The organism is Paraburkholderia unamae (assembly GCF_003268775.1).
GTDB lineage: Bacteria > Pseudomonadota > Gammaproteobacteria > Burkholderiales > Burkholderiaceae > Paraburkholderia > Paraburkholderia unamae.
On sequence record NZ_QLSU01000033.1, the window covers coordinates 72,752 to 86,994 of the forward strand.

General features: G+C 62.9%; 14 protein-coding genes and 1 pseudogene. 9 read left to right on the plus strand and 6 right to left on the minus strand.

The genetic code is table 11. The features are described from left to right. The first annotated feature begins 64 nt into the window (after positions 1–64). Positions 65–448 carry an ATP-dependent protease gene (locus C7401_RS36360; protein ID WP_112176880.1) on the plus strand — a complete coding sequence of 128 codons (384 nt, stop codon included), beginning with the start codon at positions 65–67 and terminating at the stop codon, positions 446–448. Positions 449–564: 116 nt separating this feature from the next. Here C7401_RS36360 and C7401_RS36365 read toward each other — a convergent pair whose 3' ends face one another. Both C7401_RS36365 and C7401_RS36370 read right to left on the minus strand, forming a co-directional pair. After that, entirely contained in the window at positions 565–1,050 is a 486-nt protein-coding gene (locus tag C7401_RS36365) for a hypothetical protein (protein WP_112176881.1), read from the minus strand. A 494-nt stretch (positions 1,051–1,544) separates the two neighbouring features. Continuing rightward, the gene (locus C7401_RS36370) at positions 1,545–2,027 is read right to left on the minus strand and encodes an Lrp/AsnC family transcriptional regulator (protein WP_112176882.1); all 483 of its coding nucleotides are present in this window, start codon (positions 2,025–2,027) and stop codon (positions 1,545–1,547) included. A 198-nt stretch (positions 2,028–2,225) separates the two neighbouring features. On the opposite strand from C7401_RS36370, the gene C7401_RS36375 reads away from it, so the two are divergent. The 5 genes and pseudogenes from C7401_RS36375 to C7401_RS36390 all read left to right on the plus strand — a co-directional run bounded on the left by C7401_RS36375 (position 2,226) and on the right by C7401_RS36390 (position 6,101). Next, positions 2,226–3,002 carry an SDR family oxidoreductase gene (locus C7401_RS36375; RefSeq protein WP_112176883.1) on the plus strand — a complete coding sequence of 259 codons (777 nt, stop codon included), beginning with the start codon at positions 2,226–2,228 and terminating at the stop codon, positions 3,000–3,002. A 48-nt stretch (positions 3,003–3,050) separates the two neighbouring features. Then, positions 3,051–3,830 (plus strand): 2-keto-4-pentenoate hydratase, encoded by a 780-nt coding sequence (locus tag C7401_RS36380; protein WP_112176884.1) that lies wholly within the window; start codon positions 3,051–3,053, stop codon positions 3,828–3,830. Between the two features lie 57 nt (positions 3,831–3,887). Further along, a complete protein-coding gene (locus C7401_RS36385; protein ID WP_309252017.1) occupies positions 3,888–5,024 on the plus strand; it encodes a branched-chain amino acid ABC transporter substrate-binding protein in 1,137 nt (378 codons plus the stop codon). 129 nt (positions 5,025–5,153) lie between these two features. Beyond that, positions 5,154–5,339 (plus strand): annotated as a pseudogene (locus C7401_RS45805) (helix-turn-helix domain-containing protein); the annotation flags it as partial. Positions 5,340–5,378: 39 nt separating this feature from the next. Continuing rightward, the gene (locus C7401_RS36390; protein WP_258397368.1) at positions 5,379–6,101 is read left to right on the plus strand and encodes a LysR substrate-binding domain-containing protein; all 723 of its coding nucleotides are present in this window, start codon (positions 5,379–5,381) and stop codon (positions 6,099–6,101) included. 41 nt (positions 6,102–6,142) lie between these two features. On the opposite strand, the gene C7401_RS36395 is transcribed toward C7401_RS36390, so the two are convergent. Continuing rightward, entirely contained in the window at positions 6,143–7,555 is a 1,413-nt protein-coding gene (locus C7401_RS36395; RefSeq protein ID WP_112176887.1) for a M20 family metallopeptidase, read from the minus strand. A 20-nt stretch (positions 7,556–7,575) separates the two neighbouring features. After that, complete coding sequence (locus tag C7401_RS36400) at positions 7,576–8,058, minus strand: Lrp/AsnC family transcriptional regulator (RefSeq protein ID WP_112176888.1); 483 nt, start codon at positions 8,056–8,058, stop codon at positions 7,576–7,578. A gap of 194 nt (positions 8,059–8,252) precedes the next feature. Between C7401_RS36400 and C7401_RS36405 the strand changes: the two genes are divergently transcribed. Further along, the gene (locus tag C7401_RS36405) at positions 8,253–9,446 is read left to right on the plus strand and encodes a pyridoxal phosphate-dependent aminotransferase (RefSeq protein WP_112176889.1); all 1,194 of its coding nucleotides are present in this window, start codon (positions 8,253–8,255) and stop codon (positions 9,444–9,446) included. Positions 9,447–9,481: 35 nt separating this feature from the next. On the opposite strand, the gene C7401_RS36410 is transcribed toward C7401_RS36405, so the two are convergent. Next, a complete protein-coding gene (locus tag C7401_RS36410) occupies positions 9,482–10,315 on the minus strand; it encodes an amidohydrolase family protein (RefSeq protein WP_112176890.1) in 834 nt (277 codons plus the stop codon). Between the two features lie 31 nt (positions 10,316–10,346). After that, positions 10,347–11,642 (minus strand): MFS transporter, encoded by a 1,296-nt coding sequence (locus tag C7401_RS36415; RefSeq protein WP_112176891.1) that lies wholly within the window; start codon positions 11,640–11,642, stop codon positions 10,347–10,349. A gap of 452 nt (positions 11,643–12,094) precedes the next feature. Here C7401_RS36415 and C7401_RS36420 point away from each other — a divergent pair, with 452 nt between their 5' ends. Beyond that, entirely contained in the window at positions 12,095–13,303 is a 1,209-nt protein-coding gene (locus C7401_RS36420; RefSeq protein WP_258397364.1) for an acyl-CoA dehydrogenase family protein, read from the plus strand. A gap of 96 nt (positions 13,304–13,399) precedes the next feature. Beyond that, on the plus strand, positions 13,400–14,050 hold the full coding sequence (locus C7401_RS36425; RefSeq protein ID WP_112176893.1) for a peroxidase-related enzyme: 651 nt from the start codon (positions 13,400–13,402) through the stop codon (positions 14,048–14,050). The last annotated feature ends 193 nt before the right edge of the window (positions 14,051–14,243 follow it).

Here is a 14,243-nt window from a genome sequence, read left to right on the forward strand (position 1 = left end):
ATTGCGAGTGACCGCGCCGGACAGCGTGCGGCGATAATGTGCCCCGCCCAACACGAGACAGGCAATGACAACGACATTCGACGAGGCAACCACAGCGGCGATCGCCGCGTTTGCCCAACTGGACTTCTACACGGCCGTGCAGGCGATGCGCGCCGAGGCCGACTACGACCGCGAACGTGACGAGTGGATCACGCGCTACATCGACGAGCACGGCGGCGGCGCGGACGACGCGGCATACGACGCCTTGCACGCGCAGGCCCAGACAACCCCGGAATACGCGCAGTTCGTCGATGCCATTCGCAGGGAGATCCAGGAATACTTCGGCGTGACCGACAATCAACTGGACTGCATGGTCCTGCTGCGCAATGACGACAGCGATGAGCTTTGGGCGGAGGTCAACCGGCAGCGGACTGCGCTGGGAACCGGTGAAGTGCGCGGAGATCTCTGAACACCGGCAACGATGTTCGCGAGCGTCAAGAGGAACGCGCGCCGATAGTCCGCACGGGTGTCCCGATAAGCGATCGGCGGACGGAGCCGGTCTTATCCTCGTCGCACCTCATCGCCTCAAGCTGGATCGCCAAGTCCTGGTATATGCCGGGAGGATGCGCAAGCGACCACCGGAACCAAGACTTCATCCAGCCCGCCGCGCGCGGTTTGATCCGGCGAAGGAACGGCGCGGAGTCGATCCATCAGATCGGTGGTGAGCTTGCGAGCCGACGATACATCGCGTCGCAATCGTTCGGCGGCAACCATGCCCCAAGGAACGACAAGGACGAATACCGCACATCCCAAGCTGGTCAGCATCGCTGCAATCGTACGGTTTTCCGGCGTACCGTCATGCGGCAGCATATGGCGAAGCCATGCGAAGGCCGGCTCGATCCCAACATCGAAAATCATCGCCAACACCAAGATCAAAGCGACGTGCAACGCCAGCCGCATTTGCTGGAAAGCCGTGCCACGGTCATTTTCCTTGTGAATGAGCGCGACCATCCGGCTAGCGATAGCAAGTGTCGCGAGCGTTAGGGCGAAAAAACAGGTCGAATCCAACATTGCGATTCCGTCGTCCCAGACTTTCCGCTTGATCGCGCCTGTTCAATCTGGCCAGCGCGAGTAGGCATGCCGCAGCCACGGAATGAGATAAGCCCAGGGCGAATCATTCTTGACTCGCCTTCACGTCAAACATTGCAAGTGCCATGCCAGTGCGTTTCGCCTGTCTCGGGCGTGGGTATCGCCGCACGGTAGCGCAGCGGGGCACGGTTCTGGTGCGCAACAGCACTCATGGAGCATGATCATGCCCGCGTGCGAGGCAAACGCCCGTGCCGCCGCTCGCCGCCCTGCTGACCGCAGTCACGCGCCGGGAACCGGCGTTCGAGGGACGTATGCGGCGAGGACGGTTAGTTGCACGATGAGATAGAAACCGCGCCATCGATTGCAGGCGCGACCACGCCCTTCCGCACGGACCGGCTCGCCCATCAACGCTGCGCTTCGGCCGCACACCTTGCGGCCTTCGCCTGCCTCGCGCCCGCCGTTCGACCCCGCCCCCCCTACGTCAAGTCGACAAGCGCCTGCTTGCGCGATTTCACTTCCTTCAGGACAAACGCGGAATAGACCTCCTTCACGTTCGGCAAGGCGCCAATCTGATGGCGGGCGAATTCGCCGAATTCGTCGAGCGTGCGGGCGACCACAGTGAGCTGGTGGTCATAGCGGCCCGAAATACAGCTACACGCGATGATCTGCGGACTCGTAATCACGGCATCTTCGAATGCCTTGACGTGCTTCTCGTCCTTCTTGTCGAGCGACACGTAGACATACGCCGTCACGTGAAAACCCAGCTTCTTCATGTCCACGTCGGCGTGATACCCGCAGATGATCCCCTCCTGCTCAAGACGCTTGACCCGCCTCCAGCACGGCGACGTCGTCAGATCCACGCGTTCGGCCAACTCGGCGCTCGACAGCCGTGCGTTGAGTTGCAGCGCTTTCAGAATCTGAAGGTCGACGCGATCGACCTCATGTTCTGCATCGTTCATTTCAAATTCAGCCTGTTGACGAAACGTTCATTTTAAACAAAAGCCTCACGGCGGCAATTTCCGCCAAACAATTTCTACCCATGACGGATATAGTTTGCTTGCAAAATAACCATCGCGCGACGCGCGGCGTCGACCCGCGCAGTGAACGTCCGGCACGTCGATCGGGCCGATGGTCGGGCTTACTCAGGAGAGCAATGCATGGATCTTGGCTTGAAAAATCGGCACGCCGTCGTCTGCGGCGCGAGTAAAGGACTCGGCTATGCCTGCGCCGAAGCGCTCGCGCGCGAGGGTGCGCGAGTCACGCTGATTGCGCGCAACGAGACGGAACTGATCGCCGCCGGCAAGCAACTGCGTGAAAGCAGCGGCGCGCAGGTGGAGGTGATTGCCGCCGATGTTTCGACCGAAGCCGGTCGTGCGTCGATCGTCGAACAAACGAAACATGTAGATATCCTGATCAATAACGCAGGCGGTCCGCCGCCGGGCCAGTATGCCGACTGGTCGCGCGAGGACTGGATCGCGGCGCTCGAAGCCAACATGCTGAGCGGCATTTTTCTGATCAAGGCGTTTTTGCCGGCCATGCTGGAACAGCGTCATGGCCGCATCGTCAACATCACCTCCGTCACGGTCAAGCAGCCGCAAGCCCTGCTCGGACTTTCCACGGCGGCGCGCCTGGGTCTGACCGGCTATGTGGCGACCGTGGCGCGCGAGGTGATCGCACGCGGCGTCACGATCAACAATCTCCTGCCGGGGTATTTCCTGACCGACCGACTCCGCTCGATGTTCGAGAGCTGGGACAGTCAAGCCGGAGAAAACGTGCCCGTATCCGAGCAAAAGCGCCTGGCCATTCCCGCACAGCGTTTTGGCACGCCGTCGGAATTCGGCGACGTGTGTGCGTTTCTTTGCAGCAGGAGCGCGGGCTACATGACCGCCCAGAACATCCTGCTCGACGGCGGCCTGTACCCCGGCACGTTCTAGCCTCGGGCCCGAATCGCATTCAACCTGATCGACGATCTCGACATCCCTATGAACTCGACGAAACAGCAACTCGCACAAGCGCTCTTCGAGCAACATGCCGCGCGCACGCCTTTCAGCACGCTTCGGCGGGCAGGCGAGGTTCTCGACGCCGCAGCCGCCTATGACGTGCAGGACGAACTGGTGGCGTTATTGCGCAAGGCGCGCAATGCCGACGTCGTCGGCTACAAGATCGGGCTCACGTCCACCGCCATGCAAACCATGTGCGGCATCGACAAACCGGTCTTCGGCCGCGTCCTGAGCGACCAGGTTCACGCAGGCGGTCTTCGCATCGATCTGAATCGATACGTCCATCTGGGTCTGGAATTCGAAATCGCCGTCAAGCTCGGCAACGATATCGTGCCCGACGGCAAGCCCTTGTCGACGGCGGATATCGCGGCCTGCACCGAGGCGATCTGCCCGGCACTCGAACTGGTGGACGACCGCCATGCGCAATACAGCACGCTCGATGCCGGCTCGCTGATCGCCGATAACGCGTGGAATGCGGGCGTGGTGCTGGCCGACTGGCAACCGCTTCCAGATGAATTTACCGTTCGGCAAGCGCGCGTGTTTTCGCAACACCCGCCGGCGGAAACCGGCGAGGTCGATTATCGGCACGTGCTTGCGTCCGTCGCCTGGCTGGCGCAAGAGCTTGCGTCCAGAGGGTTGCATCTCCGTGCGGGCGAGATCGTCATGACGGGAAGCGTGGTGCGCACGCGCTTTCCTGTCGAAGGTGAAGTCTGGCACTACGAAGTGGACGGTCTGGGAACAAACGGCGTGAACTGCGCATAAGCCGGGACGTGAGGCACCGGCAGCTTCTCATCTATCAAGATTAAATCAGGAGACACAGTGAAACTGAATCCATTGGCTGCCATGACGGCCCTGTGCTTTGCGGCGGCGAGCGCGTCGGGTTATGCCCAGGTCAGCGTCAAGATCGGCGTGGTGGGCCCGTTGACCGGGTCGGGCGCCAGTTACGGCAAGGACATGGAAAACGGCGTGCGGATCGCCATCGAAGAAGCCAACGCGCAAAAAATCACGCTGGGCGGCAAGGTCGTCCAGTTCACGCCCGAATACATGGACGACCAGGGCGACCCCCGCACCGGCGTGCAGGTCGCGCAACGGCTGGTCGACGAGGGCGTGAGCGCCGTGATCGGACATGTGAATTCCGGCACGACCATCCCGGCATCGAAAATCTACGCCAGCGCGGGCATCCCGATGATTACGCCTGCGGCTTCGAATTCGATCATCACGAAGCAAGGTTTCAATACGGTGTTTAGCGTCGTGCCGACCGACGCGCAAACCGCCGGGAGTGCCGGCACCTACGCCGTCAACTCCCTCAAGGCCCGGCGGATCGCGATCATGGACGATCAGACCGCCTTTGGCCAGGGCGCTGCCCAGGAGTTTCGCAAGGCTGTGCTCGCCGCCCACGGGACCATCGTCGACCAGCAGTACACGAGCGATAAAGCCATGGACTTCAGCGCGCAGCTCACGCACATCAAAAGCGTGAATGCGGATCTCCTGTTCTTCTCCGGGCTCGGTCCACAGATCGCAGGCATCGCGAAGAAGATGAAACTGCTCGGCATGACGACCCGGTTGATGGGTGGCGGCGGCACGGTATCCGAGGATTTCATCAAGATCGCCGGTGCCAGCGCCGAGGGCGTCGAAGGCCTGGACTACGGGCTGCCCGTCTCGCGGATGCCGCGCGGACCGGAGTTCGAAAGCAGGTACAAGAAGACTTTCAACGCCGATATGCAGGTCTATGCGCCTTTGGGATACGACGCCACCTGGGTGGTGATCAAGGCCATGCAGGAAGCCAACTCGTCGAAACCGGCCGATTATCTGCCGAAACTGCGCACGGCCAGATACCAGGGGGTGTCAGGGCCGATCGAGTTCGACAGCACCGGCGCCTTGAAGGCCGCGGCAACAACCATCTATCAGGTTCGCGGCGGCAAATGGGAAATACGGGAGACGGTCGTGTCCCGATGAAAGCTGCCGGGAGATTGCCGACCTGAACGGGGGCGTGAAAACGGGAGCGTGAAGCGCGATGAGGCAGCGTTCGTGCTAGCCTCATCGCGCGAACCTCATTGCCGCCCCGTTCAGCGAACCGCTCCGTCCATGACGCATATCCTTCATTCCACCGCGTTGCGCTACTTCGTCGAAGTGGCGAACACCGGGTCGATTGCCGAAGCTTCGGTACGGCTGCACGTCGCGTCGTCGGCGATCAGTCGTCAGATTGCCAAACTCGAATACGAGGTGCACGCCCAACTGTTCGACCGGCAGTCGCGTGGAATGATATTGAGCAGCGCAGGCGAGGCGCTCCTTGGCTACGCACGCAGAAGCTTGCTCGAAGCCGAGCAGATCGTGCACGATATCGACAGTGCGCAGAATTCGCTTGCCAGTGTCGTGAAACTCGCCTGCTCCGAAGGCTTTGCCACCGACTTCCTGCCCTCACTGATTCATGTGTTCAGGCAGACCAATCCCCGCGTGCACTTCGAACTGTCGGTCACTCGCCCCGACGACGCCACCCGGCTGGTGCGTATTGGCGACGCGGATCTCGCGCTCACTTTCAGCCTCACGGTTCAGACCGGCGTGAACATCATCCACGCGTGCCGGGCGCCCGTGTTTGCGCTCATGCGCCGCGATCATCCACTGGCCAGGCGTCGGCGGCTGACACTTTCGGAAATCGCGGAACACCCGCTCCTGTTGTCGGAGCCCGGCACCACCATTCGCACGCTGATCGATGTGGCCGCGGGCGCGGAGGGCATCGCACTCACGCCCGTATTCGTGACCAACAATAGCCAGGCGCTCTACCGGTACGCCCAGTTATCCGGCGCTATCACCTTCTCCGGCGCGCTGACGGTTCGAGGCAAGCAGCAAAGCGATGCGCTCGTCGCGGTACCGCTGGCGGGAAAAGTGCAGCAGCGCCGCGTCGAGGTCCAGACGATGATGGGTCGCGCACTGCCCGCCGCAGTTCGCGAGTTCGCCGACTTTCTGGTGGCCGAACTCAAGCACGTGCCCGGCATGGTGCGCGAGACGCGCGCATCGCGACAGGCACGCGAATAGCAGGCATACCCGCAGGCAACCGGCTGGCCTCAAGCGAAGCCTCAGCCATGAGCAGCAGGCACCCTCGCCGTGCCGATCTCACCAAGATCCCAGAATAGCCCGGCCATCATTCGCAGCGCTTCGCGTGCGACGCTCCCGAGCATATGTTCATTCGGCGCATGTTGCGCACAGCCCGGATAGGAATGCGGAACCCAGATGGTCGGCAATCCGAGCACATCGGCGAACGCATCGTTTGGAATGGTGCCGCCCAGATTGGGCAGAATGGCGACTTTCTTTCCCGTTGTTTGCGTGATCGAGCGCACGGCCCAGGACACCCACGGATGATCGGGTGCGAGACGCGTGGCAGGCGCCACCAGCGTCACGCGGACGTCAACATCGTGAAACCCGTGCAGGTCGAGATGCTTGCGAAGATGCGCTTCGAGTCCCGCTATATCCGTTCCCACAACGAAGCGTAACTGGCAAAACGCACGCGACGTAGCCGGAATCGCCCCGACAGGAAGCACCGGATTGCCCGCCGCCATCGCCAGCACCTCGAACGTATTGCTGCCGAACACACGTTCGGCCGGCGTGAGACCGGGCTCTCCCCATTCGGTATCGATGACGGGGTCGCCCGGGTCCCTTCCGACTTCGAGATCGGCGATGGCCGCCCCCACCGGCGCATCGATCGCCGGCGCGCGCAGGCCCTCGACCTGCACGCGCCCGTTTTCGTCGACGATACTCGCCAGCGCATGGGCGAGGCGAATCGCCGGGTTGCTCAACAGACCGCCCCAGTTGCCCGAGTGATAAGCCTTGTCGCGCGCCGTCACGGACAGCTCGAAGTTCGCCGCGCCCCGTGAGCCGAGAAAGATCGTCGGCCGTGCCGCGCCGATACGCGGACCGTCGGACGCAATCAGCACGTCGGCGTGCAGTTCATCCCTCAACGCCGCACACAGATCGTTGAGCCCGGGAGAACCGACTTCCTCACCCATTTCCATCAGAACCGTCACGTTAAAACCGAGCGGTTTCCCCGCTTGCGCACGCGCTTCGATCACCGCGCCCAGTGCGCCGAGATTGACGGTATGCTGCCCCTTGTTGTCCGCAGTGCCGCGCCCGTACCAACGGTCGTCCTCAATGGCGATCTGCCAGGGGCCCGCCCCGTGCGTCCACTGCTCCTCCTGGCCTCGCACCACATCGCCGTGCCCATAGACCAGAACCGTGGGCAGTGCCGGATCTTCAATGCGCCGCGCGACCAGGAACGGGGCCCCGTTTGAAACGGGATTGTCGTGCAGCTTGCTGACAAAACCGAGCTTGCCCAGCGCGGGTTCCATTTCCTCGCTCAGATAGGCCCGCAGCGCCGGTGCGCTTTCGGCATGCTGGCTTTGCGTGCGCCAGCCGACACGGCGCCCGAGGTCGTCGAGAAAACGCCCGTCGTCGAAATAGCGCTCGGCACACTCGATTGCGGTCTTTCGGGTCATGCAGTTTCTCCAGTCCATGATCAGGCGATCTCGATCGCCGCGTGAGCCAGCGACTTCACTTCCTTGAGCACGAGTGAAGTATGAATTTCCTGGACGTTCGGCAAGGTGCCGATCTTGAGCCGGATGAAATCGCCAAAGCTGTCGAGCGTTTTGGCGATCACCGTCAACTGGTGATCGTAACGCCCGCTAATGCAGTGACAGGCGAGGATTTCCGGACACGCCCTGACGGCATCTTCAAACGCGCGGACATGCACCGCGTCCTTCTTTTCCAGTGCCACCTGCGCGAATGCCATGACGTGGTAGCCCAGTCGCCTCGGGTCGATATCCGCGTGATAGCCGCGGATCACGCCGGTTTCCTCCAGACGCTTGACACGCCGCCAGCACGGCGACGCCGTCAACGACACCCGCTCGGCCAGTTCCTGGCTCGATAACCTTCCGTCACTGCGCAAGGCGTTGAGTATCAGGCTGTCCGCCCGGTCGATCCTGACCTCTGCTTCATTCATTTCACGTTTCCGTTTATCGCGCATTGTTCATTGCGCATGCATGCCTTTTTACCGTCTCACTTCAGCAAAATGCGCCTCGCCGCTGGCGGTATCGTTAAGACCGTCATCAACCGCAGTCCATTGACGATGCCGCACTTCAATCCCATCAAACAAGCCCTTCGGCCGTTCAACGCAAACCGATCCTGAGACTTCCCATGTCGACGACACCCTCCCTTTCCCAGCACGCGCGCAGCGCCGTGCAAGCCCTGCGCTCCTCGAAGATCCGCGAAGTCGCGAATGCCGGCATGGGGCGCACCGACGTGCTGCCGTTCTGGTTCGGCGAACCCGACGAACCCACGCCCGCCGACGTGCGCAGCATTGCCGCGCAGCGACTCACTGACGGCGACACGTTCTACGTGCAGACCCTCGGTCTGCCGGCGTTGCGCGAAGCCATCGCCGCTTACATCAGCCGCCTGCATCGGCCGCACGCGCCCTTCGACGCCGGCCAGGTCGCCGTCACGAGTTCCGGCACGACGGCGCTGATGCTCGCGATGCAGGCGATCATCAATCCGGGTGACCGCGTGGTCGCCATCACCCCGCTCTGGCCGAACCTGGTCGAAATGCCCAAAGTTCTCGGCGCCCAGGTGGAAACCGTGTCGCTCCACTTTTGCGCCGGCGGCTCGCAACTCGACCTCGACGCCCTGCTCGATGCACTACGCCCGGGAACCCGCGCACTGCTCGTCAATTCGCCGAACAATCCGAGCGGCTGGGTCATGAGCGCTCAAGCCCAGCGCACCGTCCTCGAACATTGCCGCAAGCACGGCATCTGGATCGTCACCGACGACGTCTACGAGCGCTACTACTACGACAACGCGCACTGCGCCCCCTCGTTCCTCGATCTGGCCGACGCGAGCGATCGCGTGATCAGTTGCAACTCGTTCTCCAAGGCGTGGCTGATGACCGGCTGGCGCATCGGCTGGATCGTCGTGCCCTCGCCGCTCCTGCCGGAGATCGGCAAGCTCATCGAATTCAGCACCACCTGCACGCCGGGCTTCCTTCAGCACGCCGCGCTGCATGCGCTCGAACACGGCGAGCCGGTCATTGCGCGCACCGTGGCCCGCCTCAAACAATCGCGCGACCTGCTCGCGGCGCGTCTGGCCGAAGTCCCGCGCGTCCAGCTTGCCGCGCCCTCGCCGGGTGCGATGTACACGTTCTTTCGCGTCGGCGGCGTCACGGACAGTCTCGCGTTCTGCAAGCAACTGGTCGCCGAAGGCGGGCTCGGACTGGCGCCGGGCGCGGCGTTCGGACCGGAAGGCGAAGGCTTTCTCCGCTGGTGCTATGCGAGCACGCCGGAACGTATCGAAGCGGGCGTGGAACGGCTGACCCGTTATCTCGACAAACATCGCTGAACGCGAAACCCACGCGGCGGTCCGCCGCCGCGTTGTCATTCGATTCGATAGAACGCTTGCGCCGTGGCACCGAAAACATTCGCGTGAGCCGATTCGGGCACGAGCTGACGGGCGACACGCAACCAGTCCGCGTAGCGACCGTTGCGTTCGAGAATCGGCCAGTCGCTCGCCCACATCAGCCGGGTTTCACCGAACGCCGTCATCAGGACTTCTACATAGTCAGCGAACGTCGTGGCGCTCCAGTTGGGCGCCGACCGCGTCGGCAACGCGGAGAGTTTGCAGAAGACATTCGGATGACGCGCCAGCTCGGCAATGCCGGCCTGCCAGGCATTGAAACGGGCATCCCCCACCTGCCAGTCGCGAATCTCCGGTTTCCCGCAATGATTGATCACCATGCGCAGTGACGGATGCCGCCCCACCAGTTCGATCAACGCGCGCAGATGGCGCGGCTGAATCAGTGCGTCGAAGCTCAAGTCCCGCTGTGTGAGCGCGATGAACGTATCATTCAACTCCGGGCGCAACATCCAGTCGTCTTCCGGAATATCCTGGATCATCGGCCGCACGCCACGAAAGCGTGGGTGCTTCGACAAGCGGTCGAGTTGTTCCGGCGTATCCCGAGCCGAAAAATCCACCCACCCGACTACGGCGCCAAGATACGGATGCGCCTGCGAGAGCGACAAGAGAAAGTCCGTCTCCGCCAGCGTTGGCGCGGCCTGTATCACGACCGCACGCTCGATGCCGTGCGCGTCGAGTAGCGGCTTGAAATCCGACGGTTCGTAATCGCGGTAGAGAAAGCCCGTTTCCGGGGTCAGCCAGCCGTAGTCGTTCCGGGCGATACGCCACAGATGGTGGTGCGCGTCAATCAGCATCAATCGTCCTCAATACTCAAGCGGGATTCGGCTAGCCGAGCGTCGTGTCGCGCGTTTCACTCAACAGCGCCATGCCGACGAGACCCAGCGCGCAGGCGCCCATGATGTAAAACGCCGGCGAAAGCGGGTTGCCCGTCATGCGCAACAACCAGGTCACGACGAATTGCGTACTGCCGCCAAATATCGTCGCGGCAATTGCATAACTGATCGAAAGGCCGGTGCTGCGCAGCGCCTTCGGGAATGTTTCCGGAATGATGGTGATGACGGCCGCGGCGTGCGATCCGGTCAGCAACGCAAGCACCGCAGGCACGGCGAACAGCGTGATCAACGAATGCCAGCTATTCAGTACGACGAATGCAGGATACGCCACCAGCATCAGCAGCGTGCACGGCACGATCATGACCACCTTGCGCCCGAACTTGTCCGCCAGAACACCGCCCGCCAGCGCGGCAACGACCATGCATGCGCCCACCATCATGGTGACGGCAATGGACATCGTCATCGGAAAGTGCAGGAGCGTCAGCGCGTAGCTGGTCATGTAGTTGTTGACGTAGACCGTCACGGTGCTCGGAATAATGATCAACGTGGCAAGCGTCACGCACTTCACATAGCGCCCTTGCATCGATGCCGTCGCCGCGGCGAAGGTGGGCGCGGTGTCGGCATGGGGCGCTGTCTCGTGCATATTGCGGCGCAGGATCAGCCCGACCGGAATCACAGCGAGCCCGAGCGCGAAGGGAATGCGCCAGCCCCAGGCCTGCATGCGTTCGGCGGACAGCGATGCGGAAGCCAGCACCCCGATCGTGCCTGCGACGAGCACGGCCAGTCCTTGACTGACCACTTGCCAGCTCGCGTAACGGGCGCGCTTGCCTTCGGGCGCGGTTTCGACGAGGAAGGACGTGGTGGGCCCGGCCTCTCCGCCCCACGCGAACCCCTGGATGAGCCGGGCCAGCACGATCAGGCACGGCGCGGCCAGACCGATCGATGCGTAAGGGGGCGCAATCGCAATGATTGCCATGCCGACCGCCATCAGCGCCAGCGTGAGGAGCATGGCCGGCTTGCGGCCCGCGCGATCGGCATAGCGCCCAATGACAATCCCCCCAAGCGGGCGGGCCAGAAAGCCGACGCCGAATGCCGCGACCGACAGCAACAAGGCGCCCAACGGGCTATCCGAGGGAAAGAATTCTCGACCGATGATCGCGGCAAAGAACGCATAGACCGTGAAGTCATAGAACTCGAGCGCATTGCCGATCACGGCCGCGACCACGGCGCCTCGGGATGCTTCGTGTTTGCTGCTCGCGGCCTCGCGACGCATCGTCACTGTTTGCATGGGAATCCTGTTGTCGTTTGACTCCCAGCGCGCACGCCATGTCTCCAGAATCGAGGCAGTGCAGGAGTTTGCCCGATTTTAGGAAGCCAATTCTCCGGTGACAATTGCCGTGTTTGGCCGGAAGCGTTGCCGAATTGGCAATGGAGCATCACGGCGCGCCGGGGTGCCCCGTTCCAATGCGAACGGGCGCCGCGAGACAACTTCGCGGGCATCGCTTCGCTTGCGGCGCCGCTGCTTGCACCGCGTGGCCGCCCTTCCGACACATCGACCGAATCAACACGATTGCAGAAATGATTCGATGTCCATATTTTCCGGCACCGAAATGCAAATATCGAATCGATATTAGCCGTACCTCAATGCCACAACCATAATGGACACGGAGCACCATGCAGCGGCCAATGACAACACGACGGCGTGCCAGAGGTTCGCCCTCGCATACAGGAGGTCATGTTTTGAGTACCACACTGGAACCCGAAGCGCAGCAGTCTTTCCTCACAGAACAGGCGAGAGCGCCGCTCCTTACAGAACCTCTGCTCGAACGCATTGGCGCGCGCGCAGCGCAATACGATCGCGATAATGCTTTCTTCACCGACGATCTCGCGGATCTGAACGCTGCCGGCTTCTTGCGTGCGAGCGTGCCGCGCGAATTCGGCGGACTCGGCTTGACGTTGCCCGCGTTGCTGCGCGAACAGATCAAGCTCGCCTATCGTGCGCCCGCCACGGCGCTCGCCCTCAACATGCACCTCTACTGGGCTGGCGCGGCGTTGCATTTGTGGCGGCGTGGCGATCATTCGGCCGACTGGATCTTGCGCGAAATCGGCGCAGGCAAAGTGTTCGCCGCGGGCCACGGCGAGCCCGGCAACGACGCGGGCCTCGCGGACTCGACCGTGCGAGCGACGCCGCTGCCAAACGGCGCCTGGCGCTTCGAGGGCCACAAGATCTTCACGTCACTCGCCCCTGCGTGGGACTGGCTCGGCGTGCATGGACGCGACGACAGCGATCCGGCCAATCCGCGCATCGTGCATGCGTTCATTCGCCGTGACGCCGCAGGCCATCGCACCGCGCCCACATGGGACGCACTCGGCTTGCGCGCAACGAGCAGCCACGACACCTGGCTCGAAGGCGCCGTTGCGCAGCCCGAACATGTCACGCGCGTTTTGCCCGCGGGACCGCCCGACGACCCCTTCGTCGACGGCATTCTAGGCGCGGTGCTGCCTGGGCTGGGCGCCGTCTATTACGGCCTCGCAAAGCGCGCCTTCGATCTCGCGCTGGAGGCGGCGCGAACGCGGCGCTCTCTCGCGCTGGGCGGGCGCACCTATGCATTCAAGCCACTCACGCAGGCTCACGTTGCGCAAGCCGCCATCGAACTGGAAAGCATCGACGCGCTGCTGGAGCGCACGGCGCAACGATGGTGGGACGGATACGCGCCGGGCGAACCGTGGCTCGCGCAACTGCTTGCCGCCAAGCAGCATGCCGTGGACGGCGCGCTGCGCGTGGTCAATCTCGCCTTGCAGGTGGGCGGCGCGGGCTCGCTTTCGCGCAGGCAAGAACTTGAAAGACTATTTCGTGACGTGCGCGCCGGTGCGTTCCATCCACCCAACGGCGATGCCACGCACGAACTGATCGGTCAGATCTGGCTGGGCGTGCTCGGGCAGACCTGATATTGCATCCGTCCTTGCGCAGCGGCGCCAGAGCGTGGCTGCGCGATCAGTCTTCGAAGATTTTCCACTCAGCACCCGCACCGAGGGCGTTCCTTCATGTCCACTGCCGCCTCCACTGTCGAAATTGCTTTGCGCCGTCCGAACGCCGTTACCCATCACGACAACGCGCACGAGCCCGTCTCCCGGCTTGGCCTGCCTGACGAGTCGGCGCTGCCGCCGCATGCCGCCCAACTCTTCGAACGCTTTCGCCGCCAGTATGGATTCGTGCCGAACTGGCTTGCCGCGCTTGCCGTCAACCCCGACACGGCGTGGCGGCTCGTGGCGTTCTACGAGCATCTGTTCGACCCGCATCGCAGCCGCCTGACGGCCACCGAGCGTGAACTGATCGCGGTCGTGACTTCCGCGGCGAACACGTGCAGCTATTGCGTCTTCAACCACACTCAGGCGCTCGCGGCGGCACTCGGCGACACCGTGCGCGCGCAGCGCATCGCGCAGGGCTGGCACCATGTGCCGCTCGCCCCGAAAGAAGCCGCGCTCGCCGAGGTTGCGGAACAACTCACGCGCGAACCAGGCCTCGTCGACGAAAGCGCTTTGCAGCGTCTCCACGACGTCGGCTTTACGCGCGAAGCCGTCGTCGAGATCCTCGAAATTTCAGCGTTCTTCAATTACGCGAACCGGCTGACGATCGCCCTCAACGTCGTACCCGACAATCAGTTCTTCTCGGGACGCGATCTCCCGTCCGATTGAGTCCCGGCCCTGTCCGCGACGCTTCTTGAGGTGTGAAGAAGCGTGCGTCTTCGGGGCAAGCTCGCCCACATCAGGCGTCATCCTGACGCACGCGCGTGTGGGTATCCCCGTTCGAGTCAGACAATGTGTCCGACGTGACAAGTACGACTTGCATGCCGCCTCGACCGCCGAAAAAATTCTTCAGCGCCCACTA

Excerpts from the sequence above, each read along its gene's own strand:
- C7401_RS36370 (WP_112176882.1), bottom strand. The coding sequence starts at position 2,027 with ATGAACGATGCAGAACATGAGGTCGATCGCGTCGACCTTCAGATTCTG.
- C7401_RS36360 (WP_112176880.1), top strand. The coding sequence starts at position 65 with ATGACAACGACATTCGACGAGGCAACCACAGCGGCGATCGCCGCGTTT.
- C7401_RS36365 (WP_112176881.1), bottom strand. The coding sequence starts at position 1,050 with ATGTTGGATTCGACCTGTTTTTTCGCCCTAACGCTCGCGACACTTGCT.
- C7401_RS36400 (WP_112176888.1), bottom strand. The coding sequence starts at position 8,058 with ATGAATGAAGCAGAGGTCAGGATCGACCGGGCGGACAGCCTGATACTC.
- C7401_RS36425 (WP_112176893.1), top strand. The coding sequence starts at position 13,400 with ATGTCCACTGCCGCCTCCACTGTCGAAATTGCTTTGCGCCGTCCGAAC.
- C7401_RS36410 (WP_112176890.1), bottom strand. The coding sequence starts at position 10,315 with ATGCTGATTGACGCGCACCACCATCTGTGGCGTATCGCCCGGAACGAC.
- C7401_RS36375 (WP_112176883.1), top strand. The coding sequence starts at position 2,226 with ATGGATCTTGGCTTGAAAAATCGGCACGCCGTCGTCTGCGGCGCGAGT.
- C7401_RS36415 (WP_112176891.1), bottom strand. The coding sequence starts at position 11,642 with ATGCAAACAGTGACGATGCGTCGCGAGGCCGCGAGCAGCAAACACGAA.
- C7401_RS36395 (WP_112176887.1), bottom strand. The coding sequence starts at position 7,555 with ATGACCCGAAAGACCGCAATCGAGTGTGCCGAGCGCTATTTCGACGAC.
- C7401_RS36405 (WP_112176889.1), top strand. The coding sequence starts at position 8,253 with ATGTCGACGACACCCTCCCTTTCCCAGCACGCGCGCAGCGCCGTGCAA.
- C7401_RS36380 (WP_112176884.1), top strand. The coding sequence starts at position 3,051 with ATGAACTCGACGAAACAGCAACTCGCACAAGCGCTCTTCGAGCAACAT.